Source organism: Streptomyces sp. NPDC004539 (assembly GCF_040610055.1).
Classification (GTDB): domain Bacteria; phylum Actinomycetota; class Actinomycetes; order Streptomycetales; family Streptomycetaceae; genus Streptomyces.
In genome coordinates this window covers 248,586-264,861 of the sequence record NZ_JBEXLS010000007.1, presented here as the reverse complement: position 1 = coordinate 264,861, position 16,276 = coordinate 248,586, and the positions used below count along the sequence as shown (strand labels likewise).

The window sequence follows — 16,276 nt, the reverse complement described above, 5'->3', positions numbered from 1 at the left end:
ACTTGCCCGCCAGCCTTCCGCAGTTTCGGGCGCCCGAGCAAGGAGGATGGCGGCATGGCGCAGAAGATGACCGACGAGGAATGGCGGGCGTTCGTCTCGCACGGCACCCGTACCGCGAAGCTGTCCACGGTCCGCGCGGACGGAAGTCCGCACGTGGCCCCGATCTGGTTCCTGCTCGACGGGGACGACCTGGTGTTCAACACCGGCAAGGAGAGCGTGAAGGGGCGGAACCTGGCCCGGGACGGCCGTGTCGCGCTGTGTGTCGACGACGACCGCCCGCCCTTCGACTACGTGGTGGTCCAGGGCCGTGCCACGCTCTCCGAGGACCTCGACGAGGTCCGCCACTGGGCGGCCAGGATCGGCGCCCGCTACATGGGCGAGGACCGCGCCGAGGAGTTCGGCGCCCGCAACGGCGTACCCGGCGAACTGCTGGTGCGGGTCGCCGTGGAGAAGGTACTGGCGCAGAAGTCGGTGGCCGACTAACTCACCGAATCGAGGAGGCGGGCCGTGTGCATGCGGCCCGCGTACTCGACGAGTCGGATGAGGACCTCCTTGCCGGAGTCGCGGTCGCGCGCGTCGCACAGGACGACCGGGGTGCCCTGGTCGAGGTCGAGGGCGCGGGACACGTCGGGGGCGGCGTAGGCGCGGGCACCGGTGAAGCAGTTGACGGCGACGACGAACGGGATGTGCCGGTGCTCGAAGTAGTCGACGGCCGGGAAGCAGTCCTCCAGGCGCCGGGTGTCGGCGAGGACGACGGCGCCGAGGGCGCCCTGGGAGAGTTCGTCCCACAGGAACCAGAAGCGGTCCTGGCCGGGGGTGCCGAACAGGTACAGGGACAGGCCGGAGCGGATGGTGATCCGGCCGAAGTCCATGGCGACGGTCGTGGTGACCTTCTGGTCGACGCCGTCGGTGTCGTCGACGGCCTGTCCGGCTTCGCTGAGCAGTTCCTCGGTGCGCAGCGGCTTGATCTCGCTGACCGCTCCGACGAGGGTCGTCTTGCCCACGCCGAACCCGCCGGCGACCAGAATCTTCAGTGCCAGCGGGGCCGTCTCGCCGGTGGCGTCGGGGTGCTCGGAGGCCATGGATCACTTCTCTCGGGGATGCCGGCGTGCGTGGGTGTCGTCCGGGGGCAGCAGGATGGCGACCGCGGCCCTTCGGCGGGAGGTTCGATCGCAATCCGTCTTTCGTGACCGTTCTTGTTCTTTCCGGTGTCCTGGTGGGCGCGAGATGCGTACGTATACGCGCGCGTGGTGACGGGTGTTCATCTACAGCGCCCGCAGCCCTTCGATGACCTCTCGCAGAATCCGTTCGTCGGGCAGGTGCGCGGGCGGCACCGGACGGCTGACGGTGACGCGGCCCGTCTCCAGGAGGTCTCCGAGGAGCACCCGGACCACGCCCACGGGCAGGTCGGTCCCGGCGGAGAGCTCCGCGACGGACTGCGTCTCGACCCGGCACAGGTCGATCAGCGCCCGGTGTTCGGGGCCGAGCGCGTGGTCGCCGTCGGCGCCGGGCGCGCCCGGGTCGAGGGTGACGAGGGCGATGAGGTCGAAGCGGACCCCGGTGGGGCCGGGTCTGGTGCGTCCCCCGGTCATGGCGTAGGGCCGGACGAGGGGCCCGGCGTCGTGGTCGTACCACTGGGCGCTGATCGGCTGGTCGGTCATCGGTGCCTCATCCGGCGGCGGGCGGGCGCGCGGTGACGCGGGGCGGGGTGTGGAGGTGTTCGCCGACGCGTTTGACCAGGCGGGCCATTTCGTAGGCGACGAGGCCGATGTCGGCGGTGGCGGCGGTCAGGACGGCGAGGCAGGAGCCGTCCCCGGCGGCGGCGACGAAGAGGAAGCCGTCGTCCATCTCGACCATGGTCTGGCGCACGCCGCCGGCCCCGAAGTGCCGTCCGGCGCCCTTGGCGAGGCTGTGGAAGCCGGAGGAGACGGCGGCGAGGTGTTCGGCGTCCTCGCGCCCGAGGTCGGTGGAGGCGCCCACGGCGAGGCCGTCGTTGGACAGCACGACCGCGTGCCGTACCTCGCTCACGCGCATCACGAGGTCGTCCAGCAGCCAGTCGAGTTCCCCCGACCGCTGGGACGGCCTCGTGCCGGGGTCCTGGATCATGCGGGGTCTCCTTCGTTGCCGGGTGGCGTCCCGGCCGCTCGGCCGGGCTGTCTGCCGCCGCCGCGGGCCCAGCCCGCGCGGTAGGCGGTCATGCGGTCGCGGACGAGTTCGGGGGTGCGTCCGTCGTCGCGGGGGCGGCGTGGACGCGGCTCCTCCTCCGCGCGCGGGCCGCGTAGCTGGGGGACGAGGCTCGCCTGGCGCACACGGCGCGGGAGGTCGTCGTCGGGTTCCGCCGGGGGCTGTGCGTCGTCCGGCGGGCGGTGCAGGCGCAGAGGGGTGACTCCGGGCGGTGGTGGGCCGGAGGGCTGGGAGTGTGCCTGCGCCGGCGCGGACGCCGTCACCGCTGCCGGGGCCGGTGCCGGTCCGACCAGTGCGGGGCGGGCGGCGGGTGCGGCTTCGTGGTCGTGATCGTCCGGCACGCGCGCGTACGCGGGTTCCACGCCGTACTCGGGGGCGCCGCTCGACACCGCTTCCTGGGCGGAACGTTCCGGCTTGCCGGTGTCCAGGAGGGCGGTGGGCAGCAGGACGACGGCTGTGGTGCCGCCGTAGGGCGAGGTGCGCAGGTGGACCTTGATGCCGTGGCGGGCGGCGAGCCTGCTGACGACGAACAGACCGAGGCGGTCGCTGTCGAAGAGGTCCAGCGCCTCCGACTGGGTGATGCGCCGGTTGGCCCGCGCGAGCGCCTCGTCGCCCATGCCGAGACCCCGGTCCTCGACTTCGACGGCGTACCCGTTGCCGACGGGTTCCCCGGTGACGCGCACGCGCGTGTGCGGGGGCGAGAACTGGGCGGCGTTCTCGACGAGTTCGGCGAGCAGGTGGGTGAGGTCGGCGACGGCGGCACCGGCGACGGACGCGGCGGGGAGCTGTCGTACCTCCACGCGCGCGTAGTCCTCGACCTCGGAGACGGCGGCGCGCACCACGTCGGTCAGGGGGACGGGCCGGCGCCAGGCGCGGCCGGGGGCGGCGCCGGAGAGGATGATCAGGCTTTCCGCGTGGCGCCGCATGCGGGTGGTGAGGTGGTCGAGGCGGAAGAGGTCGCTCAGTTCGTTGGGGTCGTCGGAGCGGCGCTCCATGCTGTCCAGGAGGCTCAGCTGACGGTGCACCAGGACCTGGCTGCGGCGCGCGAGGTTGACGAACACCCCGGAGATGCCGCTGGCGAGTTCGGCGCGCTCCACGGCGGCGCGCAGGGCGGCGCGGTGGACGGTGGTGAGGGCCTCGGCGACCTGTCCCGTCTCGTCCTCGGCGCGCGGTCCCGGCGGGGCCTCCGCGCGGACGTCGATCTCCTCGCCCGCGCGCAGTTTCCGCATGGCCTCGGGGAGTTTGCGGCGGGCGATCTCCAGGGCGCCGTTGCGCAGGCTGACGAGTTCGACGACGAGGCCGCGCCCGATGCGCACGGAGATGACGAGCGAGGCGATGACGGCGGCGAGGCCGAGCAGGACGGCGGCGCCGGCCGGGGTGAGCAGTCCACGGGTGAAGGGGTCGGCGCGGCGGACGACCTCGTGCCCGGCGTCCGTCTCGATGGTGCGCATCCCGTCCTGCACGCGCGCGTGGGCGGCGTTCCAGGCGGCCTCCGGCGCCGCGGCGAGGGCCCGTTCGCCGGGGGCGTTCGCGAGGACCCGGTTCTCCGCGGCGGTCAGGGCGGTGTACGCGGTATCCCGGGCCAGCGTGCGCCAGGCGGCCTGTTCGGGTCCGCGCAGGTCGGCCACGGCGGCCTCGGTGAGGGTGCGGCGGGTCTCGGCGGCGCCGCCGAACAGGCGCAGCCGCTCGGTGTCGAGGCGGCCCGCGAGGCGCGCGCCCGCGAGGACGGTGTCCTCCTGGGCGAGGGCTTCGGCGGCGCGGGAGAATTCGAGCAGTACGCGCGCGTCGGAGCCGAGTTCGGCGTCCTGGACGCCGGAGAGGGCGCCGCCGACGGCGAACGCGGCGGAGATGGTCCGGGTGTAACGGGTGTACGTCTGCGACCAGTCGACGGTCCCGCCGAGCACCGCGCCGCGCACCGTGCGCAGTTGTCCGGCGCCGGTGACGAACGCGTCGAGCCGCTGAGCGACCCCGGCGGGCAGTTCCTGGGCGTCGGCGACGGTGCTGTCGTCGCCGAGCCGGAGCCGGGCGACAGCGCGGTCGGTGGCGGCGGCGAGGCGGCGCAGGGTGTCGTCCTGGCCGGCCCGGGGCTCGGTCGCGTACTGGACGGCGGCCAGGCGTTCGGCCTGGAGCGCGGCGACGGCGTCGGCGACGGGTGCGCGGACCTCGGAGTCGACGCGCTGGATCTGGCGCAGCCGGGAGACGTCCTGGGCGGTGGTGACGGTGGCGTACCCCCAGAGGGCGAGCAGGGAGACGACGGGCACCATCAGGAGGCAGACGATCTTGGCGCGGACGGTGCGGGGGCGTATTCGCCAGCGGTCCGCGCGCGGGGGCGGTCCCGCAGTGATGTCCTCGGGGTCGCGCCGGTGCTCGTCGGCGGGCGGCCCGGCGTGGGCGCGGCGTCCGCGCACCGGGGGCGGCGGTTCGGTGCCGGCTGCGGTGGCCTTCCTGGGGGTACGCATGGACTCCTCGCTGGCGGGTGGGTCGGGGGCTCGGACGCCGTCAGGCGCGGGTGGCGACGGGTGTCACGGCCTGCTGGGCGGAGGCGGTCGCCTCGCGTTCCCTGGTGGTGGGCGACAGGGCGACGAAGGCCGAGGTCAGGAAGAGGTAGGAGCCGAGGCCGACGGCGAGCGGGAAGATGAACTGCATCGCGGTGGCCCCGGACAACGGCGCCCCGGAGGGTTCGACGTGCACGCTCACCGCGAACATCCCGGTGTAGTGCATGCTGCTGACGGCCGCGCCCATGACGAGGGAGGCGACGGTGACCGCGACGGGTGACTCGATGTTGAGCGCGGCCCACAGTGCGGCGGTGGCCGCGACGACGGCGATCACCACGGAGAGGGCGACCGTCATCGGGTCGTAGTGGACCTCTCCGTGCAGCCGGACGGCGGCCATGCCGAGGTAGTGCATGCTCGCGACGCCGATCCCGGTGGTGAGGCCGCCGGTCAGCAGCGCGCGCGTGCGGTCGCGTCCGTAGCCGACGGCGAACACGCCCGCGCAGACGACGACCATGGCGACGACGAGGCTCAGGACGGTCAGCGGCACGTCGTAGCGGATGTCGGTGCCGCTGACGGCGAAGCCGAGCATGGCCACGAAGTGCATGGTCCAGATGCCGGTGCCGATGGCGGAGGCGGCGGTGATCAGCCAGTTGCGGCGTGAGCGCCCGGTGGCGGCGAGCGCGCGGACGGTGCAGCGCAGCCCGAGGGCGGCGCCAGTGCAGGCCATCACGTACGACAGCACGGGGGTCAGCCAGCCGAAGGCTGCGTGGTCCAGGTGTCCCATGGCTCAGGGACGCTAGTCCTGGCAAGGGTGCAGAAAGGGAGCACGTTTCGGAAAGTGCCGCAATCTGGCGGAGAAGTACGTACGGTCGATCACCTCGCGTCCGGACGTGCTCGCTACAGGCGCTCCCGTGGCCGTGCGGGATCATGCGGTGCATGAGTGACGACCGCACGCACGTCCAGGAGTTCTTCACGGCCCGCGCGGCGGGGTGGGACGCCAAGTTCGCGGGCGACGGCCCCGCCTACGCCGCCGCGGTGGCCGCGCTGGAGCTGTGTCCGGGCGACCGTGTGCTGGACGCCGGCTGCGGCACCGGACGGGCCCTGCCGCCCCTCAGAGCCGCCGTGGGGCCCTCGGGGACCGTCCTGGGGGCCGACCTGACCCCGGCGATGCTCCGGGCCGCCGTACGGGCCGGACGGGACCTCGACGGGCGGCTGCTGCTGGCGGACGTCCGCGCGCTGCCGTTGCGGGGCGCGTCGCTGGACGCGGTGTTCGCGGCGGGTCTCGTCTCGCACCTCGGCGATCCCTCCGGCGGGCTGCGGGAGTTGGCGCGCGCGGTCCGCCCCGGCGGGAGGCTGGCCCTCTTCCACCCGGTGGGCCGTGCGGCGCTGGCGGTGCGTCAGGGGCGCCTGCTCACCCCGGACGACCTGCGCGCCGAGCCGAACCTGCGCCCGCTGCTGGCCGGTTCGGGGTGGCGGATGACGTCGTACGCCGACGAGGACGGCCGTTTCCTCGCGCTGGCGGTCCGGGAGCGCTGAGCCCGACCGGCCCCCTTCTGTCGGAAAAGTTCCGACCCTACGTTGGGAGGCTCGGGATCGGCGAGCAGGAGGAGGGTGGTCCATGTGGCGGGCGGGTTCCGTAGGGCCTGGAGGAAGTTGACCGGCAGGGCGCCGGGGGCGGCCGAGGACCGGCGGGAGCGGGTGCCGAATCTGTTCGAGGCGGCGGCCGTGTACGTCGTGGCGTGCGCGCGGGACGATCAGGAGGGGATCGAGGAGGCGGCGGGGTGGGTCTCCCCGGAGGCGCTCTCCTTCGGGGTCCGTGAGCTGGCGTGCCGTGCGGTGGTCACGCTCGCGCGGGAGCGCGAGGAGTCGCCGCGGACCGTCGCCCGTGAACTTCTCGGGCTGCCCGGCGCCTGACACGGCCCGGTTCGTCCGTGTTCTCGCGCGTTCTGGCGAAACCAGCAGCTCCGGGTCCGTCTGGGAGTCGTGACAAGCGGCTCACAGGCGCACTAGGGTGCGCGCCGTCGGACGAACACGCGGGGAGGCTGGGATGGCCGGAACGGACGAGGACGTCGTCGCCGCCGAGGACGCGCTGTATGTGCTCACGGCGGTGCTGCTGACGCCCGCTCAGTTCCCGAGCGCGCTGGGCGACGACTATCCGGAGGCGTGCGCGGCGCTCGGCCTCGCGCCGCTGGCGGACGGCTACGGGCTGGTGTTCGGCCAGGACGGCACCGGCGCGCGGTGGACCGTGGTGGTGGACGACGTGTCGCTGGTGGCGGTCGCGATCGCCTCCTGGGACTGCGGGATGGAGTACGACCTGTCGCCGGACGAGCGGACGGTCGTCGCCGGTCTGCCGGGCTGGCCGCTCGCGGTGGCCGTGGCGGCGCCCGGAGTGCCAGCGCCGCACGACCCCGCTCCGGAGGTCGCCGACGGGCCCGCGCTGGTCCCGCCGGACACGGGGGGCTGGGGTTCGGCGCAGCGCCGGCTGGGGGCCGACGAGATAGCCGTGCAGTGGACGAAGTGGCGCGAGCAGATCGACGACTCGCAGTTCGCGCCGCGCGGCGAGCAGGACGCGGCCGAGCGGCCCAGCGACGTCCGGCGGGTCCTCGCGGAGGCCCGCGCCTATGTCGAGACGCCGCCTCCGCTGGGCCGGGTGCGGTCGTCCTTCGCGCCGGGTGACGCGCGGACGCTGCGCGCCGACGGGCCCGGCTGGTCGCTGGTGGCCCGCACCGACGACATCGCTTTCGTGCTCCTCGACGACAAGCCCGGTGAGGTGCTGCCGGTCGGCCGGGGGCCCGAGCTTCCGGGGCTGCTGGCGGCGCTGGACCGGATGGCCGTCCGGCCGAACTGAGCCGGACCGCCCCCGCGCCGGCGGGAGGCGGTCCGGCCCCGCTCTCAGCGGCCGAGCTCCTTGCGACTGATGCGGCGCAGCCTGCGCCGCTGGGACGGGTCCAGCGTGAGGTAGGCGGCAGTCGGGATGCCCACCACGATCAACAGCGCCGCCCACCAGGGCAGCCAGATCAGCAGCAGGAGCCCGGCAGCCACCCCTCCTGCGGCGATCTTCGCGTTCTTCGACATGTGCGTCGCCTCCTTCGCGGCCACTGCCGCTCTCTGCTCTGAGAACGGCTCCACGCGGCCCGCGGTTCCAGCCGCCGACCCTGAGACGTCCCTGAGACACGACCCCGAGACGTCCCTGAGAGACCGTTGCCGTCGGCCCCTTCCCATGCTGTACCCTCGGCGGCCCCGGCTTAGCTAGTCAAACTTGAGGAGTAGGATCATCTCCGCGCAGAGGCTCCCCTCGCAGGCACCGCCCGGCGTCCCCGAACCGTTCCGCTGCCACGCCGTGTTCGTGCCCGGCGACCCGGCCCGCACCGGCCGGATCGCCTTCTGGCACCCCGACGGCACCACCCCGCCCGCTGTCGGCTCCGCCGGGAGCCTGCGCGTCGTCCGTCGCGCGGGCGCGGGCGTGGAGGCTGCCCAGGTGCCCGCCGCCCTCGTGCCCGTGCGGGAGGCGCTGCCGCTGCTCACCCGCGCGCGGGTCGCGCCGGACGCCTGCCCGTCGGCGGCCTTCTGGGGCGCGGCCACGCTCCTGGCCCTCCATTATGCCAAGGTCCCGAGACTGTCTCAGTAGTGATCCGCAGGGCCGCCGAGGCTTCAGGTGGGGCTGTTAGGTTGCGTCCCTCCTGCTTGTCTCATGATCATGGCGGTTCGGGATGGACTACTTCTTCGTGTCGCGTGCCAAGGTGCGTCGCTTCTACGAGGCGCCCCCTGGCCTGGATTTGGACGCGGCGGCGTATGTCAACCGTCCGGGGGCGTTGAAGGACGGCACGCCCTTCTTCCTTGGTGAAGGAATGCGTCCTTCGGAGCCGTTGGTCTCCTTCTTCCTGGAGATGGCGAAGACGCTGAAGGCCAAGTCGCTTGAGGATTACACCTACGACGCGCTCGATGTGACCGAGTTCCTGGAGTGTGAGCTCGATCCGCCGACCGATCTGCTGTCTGCGCTTGAAGAAGATCTTGTGGCCTACCGGGAGGACTGTACCGAGCACCGGGAGTCGCCGGATGCTCCGGCGACGTGGAAGAGGCGCCGGGCGTTCCTCAACAACTTCTATGGCTGGGCGGTCGACGAGGCCAAGTTGCTGGAGACGCGCCCCTACTTCCGGCGCCGGAACGGTAAGGACGTCCTGAGTTGGGGTGCGACGACTCAGCTCGACGTGCGGAACCTGACGTATCGGCAGTGGCGGTTCCTCAAGCAGGTGGGGCTACGTGGGTATCTCCCCGATGGCAGCGTGGACAGGTCGTTCCCCGGTCGCTCCCCGCTGCGCAACAGTGTCGGCCCTGAGTTGGCGATTACGACAGGGATGCGGCTGCAGGAGTTCAGTTGCCTGCTCGACATGGAGGTGGGCCGTCCGCGGCGTGATGCCACGCCGGCCGAGGTTCCGCTACAGGCGATCGCCAAATTCGGAATCCACCGCGTGGTGATGATTCAGGATCCGACGCTGCGCGAGCTGGACATGTACCGCCGCACCGAGCGGGCGGCGATGGTGCGGGCCTCCGCGAAGGCGCTGTGGCGTCGCAGGGAGGAGTTGTTCATCGTCGATGACATCAACACGCGGCGGATGAAGGTGAGCGGCATGCTGGACGGCCGCCGCAAGACTTACCGGGTCGAGGCCATGCCGGCCAAGATACGCCGGCTCGCCGTGGTGGAAGGCGATCACGGCCTGGAGTCCATGGCGATGTTCGTCGGCCGGGGAGGCCGGATGCCGTCCTCGCAGAGGTGGGAGCAGATATTCGACGAGGCGCACCTGCGGAGCCTTCGGTTGTCCGAAGAACACGAGGTCGGCTTCGTGATGCCGACGCGGCTGCGGATCCACGACACAAGGCACACATTCGCGATCTACATGCTGCGGTTGCTGACCAAGCTGATTCTCCAGGAGGAGGCCGAGCAGTACCTCGCCGGGCGCCACAACGCCTACCTGACCGACCACATCTCACGGAACCCTCTGCTGATCCTGATGCGCCTTTTGGGTCATAGCGGACCAAAGTCGACCTTGCGGTACCTCACCTATATCCGTGGCACCAACGCCTTGGTCGCCCGGGCCATCGCCGAATGGAACGAGAAGGACCGGACGTACGCCGACTACGCGGCCGCGCTTACTGAGAGCGCTGCCTGATGGCCCGCCGCGGCGAGCGTAAGACGCGCATCCGGGCCAGTGCTCGGACACCGATGCCGGTTCCGGAGCCGGACCGTATCGGCGTCCGGGAGCTGCGGGCGGAGACCCGGGGTGGTTGGGTGCGGCGGAGCGTGGACCCGGCAAAATTCCGATGCGGCACCCTGGCGGCTCAACTCGCCGATGAATGGCTGATCTACACCCGTTCGATGAAGCGGAGCGACGGCGGAGCTGACTTGGCGCAGGCTGTCCGTGCGTTCGCCACATATGCCGATGAGCATCTTCCTACCGTTGGCCTGGACCCCGCCGAAGCCCGCCTGGAACGGCATGGTGCCGAACTGGTGGAGGCGATCCACGGGTGGGAGCAGGAGCTTCGGGACAGGCATGGGCTGCGTTCCAACCGGCCGTATGTGAAGGTGAATTCCCTGCTGACGCTGCTCGAGCAGCGGGTGCAGCGTGGCGACTCCGTCGCCGAGGCACTGCGGCTGCGGGCCCTGGCTCCGGCCGCCTACCCCGGCTACACGTCCGAGCCCCTGGATGAGTACTCCAACGCGGAGCGGATCGTGCTCCGGGACGCTGCCCGCGCGGCGGTGCGGGCGCTGGAGGCGCGGCTTGTCCGGGGCAGTGAGCTGCTGGCCCGGGGCGTCGATCCCCGCGCGGACGGAGACTGGCACGAGCCGGCCAACCTGGTGGGGGCGGCCCACTCGCGGCTGCTGACCACGGGCCTGCTCAAGCCGCGGCTGCCGGAGAGCGCCGAGAAGTGGCCGTCCGAGGTCAAGGCGCTGCTGCCCGCGGCGGAGGACGGGACCTTGCTGAAGCGGGGGCTGCGTTACCTGATTCCGGCGGTCGGTGCACTGCTGTTCCCAGCGGAGACGGACCTCCAGGCGTTTCGGATCTTGTTGCTGCTGGGGATGAGCGACACCACCCCCGAGGAGCTCCACGACCTGCATCTACCCGATCTTGAGTTTACCGATGGCGGCGTGCGCCTGGTGCAGCGCAAGGATCGCGCTGAACGCATCCGCGCCGATCTCCATGCTGATCCAGAAGAAGACCAGGCGGCAGGGGCCGTGGACTTCCTCGGAGACGGGGCGTGGGACGTCCCGGGGTTGCTACGGCGGCTGCTGGCGGTCACCGCACTGACGCGTGAGGTCTTTCCCGAAGCCGAGCCGTGGCTGTTCCTTGCCGTGGAACGGCGTTGGTCAGGTGTACTCGACGCGGGCGTGGCCACGTTCCTCCCCAGTGGGCGTCGCTTCAGTGACTGGATCGGCGACCCACCGGGAGGCACGGGCGGCCCGCTGGCTGTCTCCGCACCGTATGACGTGCGGCGGCTGCGCAAGACGACCAAGACGGTGCGGGCTGTCGCCCTCGGCGGCACGGTGAGCGATCTTGCGGGCGACGACCACCATGTGGAGGTCTACCGCAATCACTACGCGCACGGCACGACGGCACACGTCCTGGCCGGCCGCGCGATCAACAAGGCCCAGCGGTGGGTCTTCGAGCGGTTGTCCGAGCGCCCGGTGCTTGTCACCTCCGAGGCCGAGGCGCGGCTGGAGGAACCGGAGGTCGCTGCCGATCTGGGGCTGAGTGTCGAGGAGGCCAAGTTGCTGCGGGCCGGCGAGCTGGACATGGGACTGGTCAACTGCCGTAACCCGCACTCCTCACCGCACCGGCGGGACAACAAGGTCTGCCACGTCGCGCCCGCGATGTGCATGCTCTGCCGCAACGCGGTGGTCTTCACCTCGCACCTGCCGCGCCTGCTCCTGCTGTCCGACCACATCGAGACAATGCGTGCCCGGCTTGCCCCGCCCCGCTGGCAGGCGCTGTGGGGCCGGCAGGCCGCCGCGCTGGCCGAGGTGTTCGAGGAGTGCGCCGAGCTCGTGCCCGCCGCACGCCGCGAGATCGTCGAACTCGGCGTGCGTCTCGATCTTCCTCTGGGACTGCGGACGGAGTACGACCGATGATGCCCCGGCCCGCTGCCGCGCCTCTGCCCTCGGTGACCTTCCGCGACGACGAGTTGGTCTTCAGCCACGGCGGCTACCAGCTCCTCGATGGCTTCGACGTCCCGAGATTTGGCGACACTCATCGCTGGCAGGCGGACTGCATCGGCAGACCCGCCAACAAGGCGCCCGGCGATTGGACCATCACGTTCTATGCCGACGATCTTCTGATGAATCTGCAGCTGCGTGAGTTCTGCTTCGCTCTGCTCAACCCCGCCCACCCCACGCTGCGCACGGCTGCGATCTTCCTGTCCGCGGTGCCCCGGTCCTTGGCTACCATCCGGGCCGAGATGGGTGAACTTCGGGTGATCATGCGGTGGGGCCGGGAGCGGCGTCTGCCCGCCGACCTGGGCCTGTGGGATCCCGAGGACTGGTACGACGCAGTCGCGCACAAGGCGGCCACGGTCACGACGGGCAAAACCATCGCCACCCATGTGGGCGCGGTTCGACGGCTGCGGCAGCTCGCCCCCGTCATCACCGGTATCAGTCCCTTCACCGACCCTTGGGAGGGCAAGACGGCCAAGGAGGTCGGGAAGGAGGCGATCGAAGCCAAGGGCGAGAACGCCACCACCCCAGACGGACTGGCCACCCCCTCCATCCCGCCCGAGACCTGGTGGCCGGTCCTGCGGGCCGCCTGGACCTACATCCACACCTTCGCACCGGACATCTTTCGCTGGCGCGACCACTTCGACCGCGAGGCGGCCCGGCACTCCGACCGTCCTCCCGCACCGGGGCCGCAGCCGCCGCGTCTGGACGACGTCGATGCCCTGCTGACCACATGGCTGAACAACCCGGACAACGCTGTGCCCGTCCACGATCACGACACCCAGGCGTACGCTGCCGGAACCCCTATGTGGACCGTCCTCAGCAGACAGGTTACGGACGGTGCAAGCCGGACCCTGTTCGCCCTGAACGGCAGCCACCGAGCCGCGGCGCGCCGTGCCACGGTCCTGACCGCGATCGCCTCGGGCCGCATCCACACCGTGCGGGTGGGCATGCGCTACGCCAAGAGCTCCGCGGCCCCGGCCCACGCCCCTCACCGCCAGAGGCAGGACCCCGGCAGGCAGGAGCTGGACGAGGACGTCCGCCGGTGGCTCGCCGACGCGGCGCACCTGGTGCCGGTGTACGCCCCGGACGACCCCGGCAAGCCGAGCCAGCCGGTCCTTGCGACCGTCGCCCGGATGATCTGGGGAAGTCCGCCCGCTGGCGTCGACCGGCAGCGCTACGCCCGCCGTTTCTCGCCCGAGAAGAGAACGGGCCGTGAACGCACGCGGTGGCTGCAGGAGGCGATATCCGCCGGGCGGACGACGGTCGTCGACACGGCCGCAGGGGTCGGGTGGCGGTCCCTTCCGCTGCCGTGCCCCGACGCCGCCAGTGTCCGGCGGCCCGACGGCAGCAGCGGGCCCTGGCGGATGGAGATCACGGCCGAGGGCCTCGCCTTCGAACTCCACATGCTGCGCGCTGCCGTGTACGTCCTCCTGAGCGCGATCACCATGATGCGTGATTCAGAGATCCAGGAGATTCAACGGGACTCGCTGCGCACCTACTTCGGCTCCCCGGCCGTGGTCTCCCACAAGACCAAGAAGGATCCCGCCCGCCCGGAACTGCACTGGTGGATCATCGAGCCGGCCGCCGAGGCCATCGCCGTCGCCGAGCGCCTGTCCTGGCATCCCACCCACCTCTTCGCCACCCTCCAGCCGACACGCGGCGAGCGCGCGGGACGGCACGGCATCGATTCCGAACGCGAGCTCGACTTCTTCGTCCAGGGCGTCAACGCGGTCTGTGCCCAGTACGGGCTGGAGAAGATCCCGCCCGCGCACGTGCGCTCCCATATGTTCCGAAAGACGATGTCCAGCCTGACCGCCCGCGACCCGGACGCGGAGATCGCGCTCGGGCTCCAGCTCAAGCACGCAGCCCGCCGCGCAATGTCCAACCGCGTCACCGACGCCTACGGGAAGATGGACACCGCTTGGGCCAAGGAGTTCGACAAGGACCTGGAGAACGCGGCCGCCCTGAAACTGGTGGAGCTGCTGCGCGACCGCCGCGCTGGGCAGCGCGTCGCGGTCGGACCCGGTGCTACCCGACTCCACATGGGTCTGGACAAGGTCATCGCTTCCATGAACGGCGACCCCCAGCTCCGCGCGCACATCGCCGATGAGCGCGTCGAGGCCGCGCTGCTTTCCGCTGAGTTCCCCAATTTGTTCCTGGGCACCCTCAACCACTGCATGTTCGACGCCCCGCAGGCCGAATGCCAAGACCAACTCCCCGACGACCAGCGGGGCGTGGCACCGCTCCTCGGCGCCTGCCAGCCCGCCCGCTGCCGAAACTCCACCATCACCCGCAAGCACGCCCCGTACTGGGTCGCCGAGGAGGACGATCTCAACTCCATGGCCAAGGACTCCACGCTCTCGCCGCCCCGTCGCGAAGCCGTCCTCGTCCGGCTCGCCGACGTCCGGCTCGTAACCCGCGCCCTCGACGAGGACGGGGCGGCCTGATGCCGGTATCCGCGGCGTCCGCCGCCAAGCTGCGCGCAGCCATGACCCGCCTCCTGGCCGGCGAGCCCCTGCACACCGACGGCGCCCTCACCAAGGAGAACCTCGCCCGCGAGGCCCAGGTCAGCCACGCGACCGTGCACCGCGCCGAAGACATCCTCGCCGAATGGGACGCGAAGGTCGCCCGCCCAGTCCTGCGAACGCCCGGCGAGGTCCAGCGCGACGAGACGATCACCGAGCTCCGCAAGCAGCTGCGCAAGGCGAGGGAGCAGGCGGCACAGACCCAGGGCAAGCTCGACGCCCTCGCCACGGTAACGGCGAATCTCTACGCCGAGAACCTCACGCTCAAAAGGCGTCTCGGACGTCGCCGCATGACGGTCCTGCCCACCCAAGACCACGAGTAGCCGACTCCACCCTTCCCGCAGCCGAGCCATGGAGCCCGCACCTGCCGAGGCCCGCACCTCGCTGCCGCACTGCGCTACTCAGCATCGGGACAGAGCCCGCGGGCGTCATCGGCCTCTATGTACGCCGGGGAGCTACGCATAGTTCTAGCTGGCAGCCGACAGCTTCCTGGCCCCGCCAGGAAGCCTGCCTACTCGGGTCCGCCGGACTCGTCGGTCCGTCGTTGCCGGGCCTGTTCGTTGTTCCAGGTCACGGCCGCCTCGATCTGCTGATCAGTCAACCCGGTCTCACGCCGTAGCTGCTTGGGCTTGATCCCGTTCGGATAGGCGAGCACCGCGCGGGCAATCTTCCCTGCCCACAACTCCGGCTCGGAGTACGGCCGTTCCGCGTACTGCCGCTGCAACTCCTTGAGGTGCTCGGGCGAGCACACCGCCACCAGCCGCTTGCCGTCCATCTTCGCGTCGCTGGTGTGAATGGCGGAGGAGTCCTCGACAAGCGCCAGCAGTTCCGTCTCTTCCTCCAGCAGTTGCCCGCAGAGATCACAAATGTCCGGGAGAGTGGTTTCGTCCGGTTCCATGCAAACGGTCTACCCCGCCCCGAGGACCGATGATGGCGTTTCGCGGGAACGTCCGGTCCAGCCGTGGGCGTTGAGAGCGATCATCGTGAGATCCATCAGTTCTGTCCGAGCGGATCGTCGTCGGCAGGGACGAAAACCCAGCCCATGGATTCCATGGTCTCCGTCTCCCACATCTCGAAGAGCAGCGGCAGGTCCTGCGAACGCCGGGCGGGATCGCCGATCCAGCGGATCAGGTCGCTCGCGGCCGGACGGCCGCTGTCGCAGCCCTCGCACAGTTCGAGCATCACGCCCGGCGCCGGCCCGTTCCAGTGCAGCAGCAATTTCCGTGCGCACCGCGAGCACGGCACTGGTGTCTTCTCCTCGCGGCGCCGGTCAAGTGTGCGATCCATGCCCGCCAGTTCCTCGTCCGTCACCGAGTCGAGAGACCCGTCGATGTTGGGCGTGCGCCAGAAGGAACCGTCAGGACGGACGAAGTAGCGCCACTCGGAAGACAAAGCAATCTCCCCTTGGGACAGGTTGGTGCAATGCGCCACGATGTGCCCGCTCCTGGATCACCGTCAAGAGCCGCACCTCGCCAGACAACAGATGAGGCGAGGCTCCGGCGATCGCCTCCGGCGGTGGCGCCCGGGACGGCGTTGACGCGGTTCTCCTACTCGCGGGGGCCCTGGGCGCTGCGCCGGGTACAGACGAGGTGCTCCGAGCGCCCTCGACGAGCTCGCACAGGGCGACGAGTTGACGGTGGACCGCAGTCGAGGCGGTGACGCGCAGTGTGCAGCCCTGGCCGCGCCATACCGCCATGCCGCTTCCGAGCGCGCCCCCGTGTCGTTAGCGACCAGCTCGGTGGCTCGGAGAACGCCGGCGGCCTTGCCCGGTGTCCGAGCTAGCGGCGCTCCGGGGCCTGCCCGGGAGTAACCTTCCGCCGCCGGCCGTCGTTGACCAGTAGCGGTCGGCGAGGATACGGCCG

Annotated in this window: 17 protein-coding genes; 9 read left to right on the top strand and 8 right to left on the bottom strand. The window is 71.2% G+C overall.

The window, feature by feature from the left end:
• Positions 1-54: 54 nt before the first annotated feature.
• Complete coding sequence (locus ABZX85_RS17500; protein ID WP_355868623.1) at positions 55-483, top strand: PPOX class F420-dependent oxidoreductase; 429 nt, start codon at positions 55-57, stop codon at positions 481-483.
• Here ABZX85_RS17500 and ABZX85_RS17495 read toward each other — a convergent pair.
• The 5 genes from ABZX85_RS17495 to ABZX85_RS17475 all read right to left on the bottom strand — a co-directional run bounded on the left by ABZX85_RS17495 (position 480) and on the right by ABZX85_RS17475 (position 5,463).
• On the bottom strand, positions 480-1,082 hold the full coding sequence (locus ABZX85_RS17495; protein WP_010355426.1) for an ATP/GTP-binding protein: 603 nt from the start codon (positions 1,080-1,082) through the stop codon (positions 480-482). The two genes, ABZX85_RS17500 and ABZX85_RS17495, sit on opposite strands and share 4 nt — an antisense overlap.
• Positions 1,083-1,265: 183 nt before the next feature.
• Entirely contained in the window at positions 1,266-1,661 is a 396-nt protein-coding gene (locus ABZX85_RS17490) for a DUF742 domain-containing protein (protein WP_355868619.1), read from the bottom strand.
• 7 nt (positions 1,662-1,668) lie between these two features.
• The gene (locus ABZX85_RS17485; RefSeq protein ID WP_355868616.1) at positions 1,669-2,106 is read right to left on the bottom strand and encodes a roadblock/LC7 domain-containing protein; all 438 of its coding nucleotides are present in this window, start codon (positions 2,104-2,106) and stop codon (positions 1,669-1,671) included.
• Positions 2,103-4,643: a sensor histidine kinase gene (locus ABZX85_RS17480; RefSeq protein WP_355868613.1), complete on the bottom strand. Its 2,541-nt coding sequence runs from the start codon at positions 4,641-4,643 to the stop codon at positions 2,103-2,105. The genes ABZX85_RS17485 and ABZX85_RS17480 overlap by 4 nt, the downstream gene beginning before the upstream one ends.
• 40 nt (positions 4,644-4,683) lie before the next feature.
• The gene (locus tag ABZX85_RS17475) at positions 4,684-5,463 is read right to left on the bottom strand and encodes an MHYT domain-containing protein (protein ID WP_355868610.1); all 780 of its coding nucleotides are present in this window, start codon (positions 5,461-5,463) and stop codon (positions 4,684-4,686) included.
• A gap of 152 nt (positions 5,464-5,615) precedes the next feature.
• On the opposite strand from ABZX85_RS17475, the gene ABZX85_RS17470 reads away from it, so the two are divergent.
• The 3 genes from ABZX85_RS17470 (at position 5,616) to ABZX85_RS17460 (ending at position 7,527) form a co-directional block, all read left to right on the top strand.
• Entirely contained in the window at positions 5,616-6,215 is a 600-nt protein-coding gene (locus tag ABZX85_RS17470) for a class I SAM-dependent methyltransferase (protein ID WP_355868607.1), read from the top strand.
• A 117-nt stretch (positions 6,216-6,332) separates the two neighbouring features.
• Positions 6,333-6,593 (top strand): hypothetical protein, encoded by a 261-nt coding sequence (locus ABZX85_RS17465; protein ID WP_355868604.1) that lies wholly within the window; start codon positions 6,333-6,335, stop codon positions 6,591-6,593.
• Positions 6,594-6,726: 133 nt separating this feature from the next.
• Positions 6,727-7,527 (top strand): hypothetical protein, encoded by an 801-nt coding sequence (locus ABZX85_RS17460; protein ID WP_355868601.1) that lies wholly within the window; start codon positions 6,727-6,729, stop codon positions 7,525-7,527.
• 44 nt (positions 7,528-7,571) lie between these two features.
• On the opposite strand, the gene ABZX85_RS17455 is transcribed toward ABZX85_RS17460, so the two are convergent.
• On the bottom strand, positions 7,572-7,754 hold the full coding sequence (locus ABZX85_RS17455; protein ID WP_355868598.1) for a hypothetical protein: 183 nt from the start codon (positions 7,752-7,754) through the stop codon (positions 7,572-7,574).
• Positions 7,755-7,938: 184 nt separating this feature from the next.
• Between ABZX85_RS17455 and ABZX85_RS17450 the strand changes: the two genes are divergently transcribed.
• From ABZX85_RS17450 to ABZX85_RS17430, 5 genes are all read left to right on the top strand, one after another.
• A complete protein-coding gene (locus tag ABZX85_RS17450) occupies positions 7,939-8,307 on the top strand; it encodes a hypothetical protein (protein WP_355868595.1) in 369 nt (122 codons plus the stop codon).
• An 82-nt stretch (positions 8,308-8,389) separates the two neighbouring features.
• Positions 8,390-9,847 (top strand): recombinase XerD, encoded by a 1,458-nt coding sequence (locus tag ABZX85_RS17445; RefSeq protein ID WP_355868592.1) that lies wholly within the window; start codon positions 8,390-8,392, stop codon positions 9,845-9,847.
• A gap of 131 nt (positions 9,848-9,978) precedes the next feature.
• The gene (locus tag ABZX85_RS17440) at positions 9,979-11,805 is read left to right on the top strand and encodes a hypothetical protein (RefSeq protein ID WP_355868590.1); all 1,827 of its coding nucleotides are present in this window, start codon (positions 9,979-9,981) and stop codon (positions 11,803-11,805) included.
• Entirely contained in the window at positions 11,805-14,336 is a 2,532-nt protein-coding gene (locus ABZX85_RS17435; protein ID WP_355868587.1) for a hypothetical protein, read from the top strand. The genes ABZX85_RS17440 and ABZX85_RS17435 overlap by 1 nt, the downstream gene beginning before the upstream one ends.
• Positions 14,336-14,737, top strand: coding sequence for a hypothetical protein (locus ABZX85_RS17430; RefSeq protein WP_355868584.1), 402 nt, complete (start codon positions 14,336-14,338; stop codon positions 14,735-14,737). The genes ABZX85_RS17435 and ABZX85_RS17430 overlap by 1 nt, the downstream gene beginning before the upstream one ends.
• A 188-nt stretch (positions 14,738-14,925) precedes the next feature.
• Here the strand turns inward: ABZX85_RS17430 and ABZX85_RS17425 are convergent, their stop codons facing one another.
• Positions 14,926-15,312 carry a hypothetical protein gene (locus ABZX85_RS17425; RefSeq protein ID WP_355868581.1) on the bottom strand — a complete coding sequence of 129 codons (387 nt, stop codon included), beginning with the start codon at positions 15,310-15,312 and terminating at the stop codon, positions 14,926-14,928.
• A 95-nt stretch (positions 15,313-15,407) separates the two neighbouring features.
• Positions 15,408-15,845: a DUF6300 family protein gene (locus tag ABZX85_RS17420; RefSeq protein ID WP_355868578.1), complete on the bottom strand. Its 438-nt coding sequence runs from the start codon at positions 15,843-15,845 to the stop codon at positions 15,408-15,410.
• Between the last annotated feature and the right edge of the window lie 431 nt (positions 15,846-16,276).

Excerpts from the sequence above, each read along its gene's own strand:
- ABZX85_RS17435 (WP_355868587.1), top strand. The coding sequence starts at position 11,805 with ATGCCCCGGCCCGCTGCCGCGCCTCTGCCCTCGGTGACCTTCCGCGAC.
- ABZX85_RS17470 (WP_355868607.1), top strand. The coding sequence starts at position 5,616 with ATGAGTGACGACCGCACGCACGTCCAGGAGTTCTTCACGGCCCGCGCG.
- ABZX85_RS17475 (WP_355868610.1), bottom strand. The coding sequence starts at position 5,463 with ATGGGACACCTGGACCACGCAGCCTTCGGCTGGCTGACCCCCGTGCTG.
- ABZX85_RS17500 (WP_355868623.1), top strand. The coding sequence starts at position 55 with ATGGCGCAGAAGATGACCGACGAGGAATGGCGGGCGTTCGTCTCGCAC.
- ABZX85_RS17485 (WP_355868616.1), bottom strand. The coding sequence starts at position 2,106 with ATGATCCAGGACCCCGGCACGAGGCCGTCCCAGCGGTCGGGGGAACTC.
- ABZX85_RS17460 (WP_355868601.1), top strand. The coding sequence starts at position 6,727 with ATGGCCGGAACGGACGAGGACGTCGTCGCCGCCGAGGACGCGCTGTAT.
- ABZX85_RS17480 (WP_355868613.1), bottom strand. The coding sequence starts at position 4,643 with ATGCGTACCCCCAGGAAGGCCACCGCAGCCGGCACCGAACCGCCGCCC.
- ABZX85_RS17430 (WP_355868584.1), top strand. The coding sequence starts at position 14,336 with ATGCCGGTATCCGCGGCGTCCGCCGCCAAGCTGCGCGCAGCCATGACC.
- ABZX85_RS17495 (WP_010355426.1), bottom strand. The coding sequence starts at position 1,082 with ATGGCCTCCGAGCACCCCGACGCCACCGGCGAGACGGCCCCGCTGGCA.
- ABZX85_RS17425 (WP_355868581.1), bottom strand. The coding sequence starts at position 15,312 with ATGGAACCGGACGAAACCACTCTCCCGGACATTTGTGATCTCTGCGGG.
- ABZX85_RS17445 (WP_355868592.1), top strand. The coding sequence starts at position 8,390 with ATGGACTACTTCTTCGTGTCGCGTGCCAAGGTGCGTCGCTTCTACGAG.
- ABZX85_RS17455 (WP_355868598.1), bottom strand. The coding sequence starts at position 7,754 with ATGTCGAAGAACGCGAAGATCGCCGCAGGAGGGGTGGCTGCCGGGCTC.
- ABZX85_RS17490 (WP_355868619.1), bottom strand. The coding sequence starts at position 1,661 with ATGACCGACCAGCCGATCAGCGCCCAGTGGTACGACCACGACGCCGGG.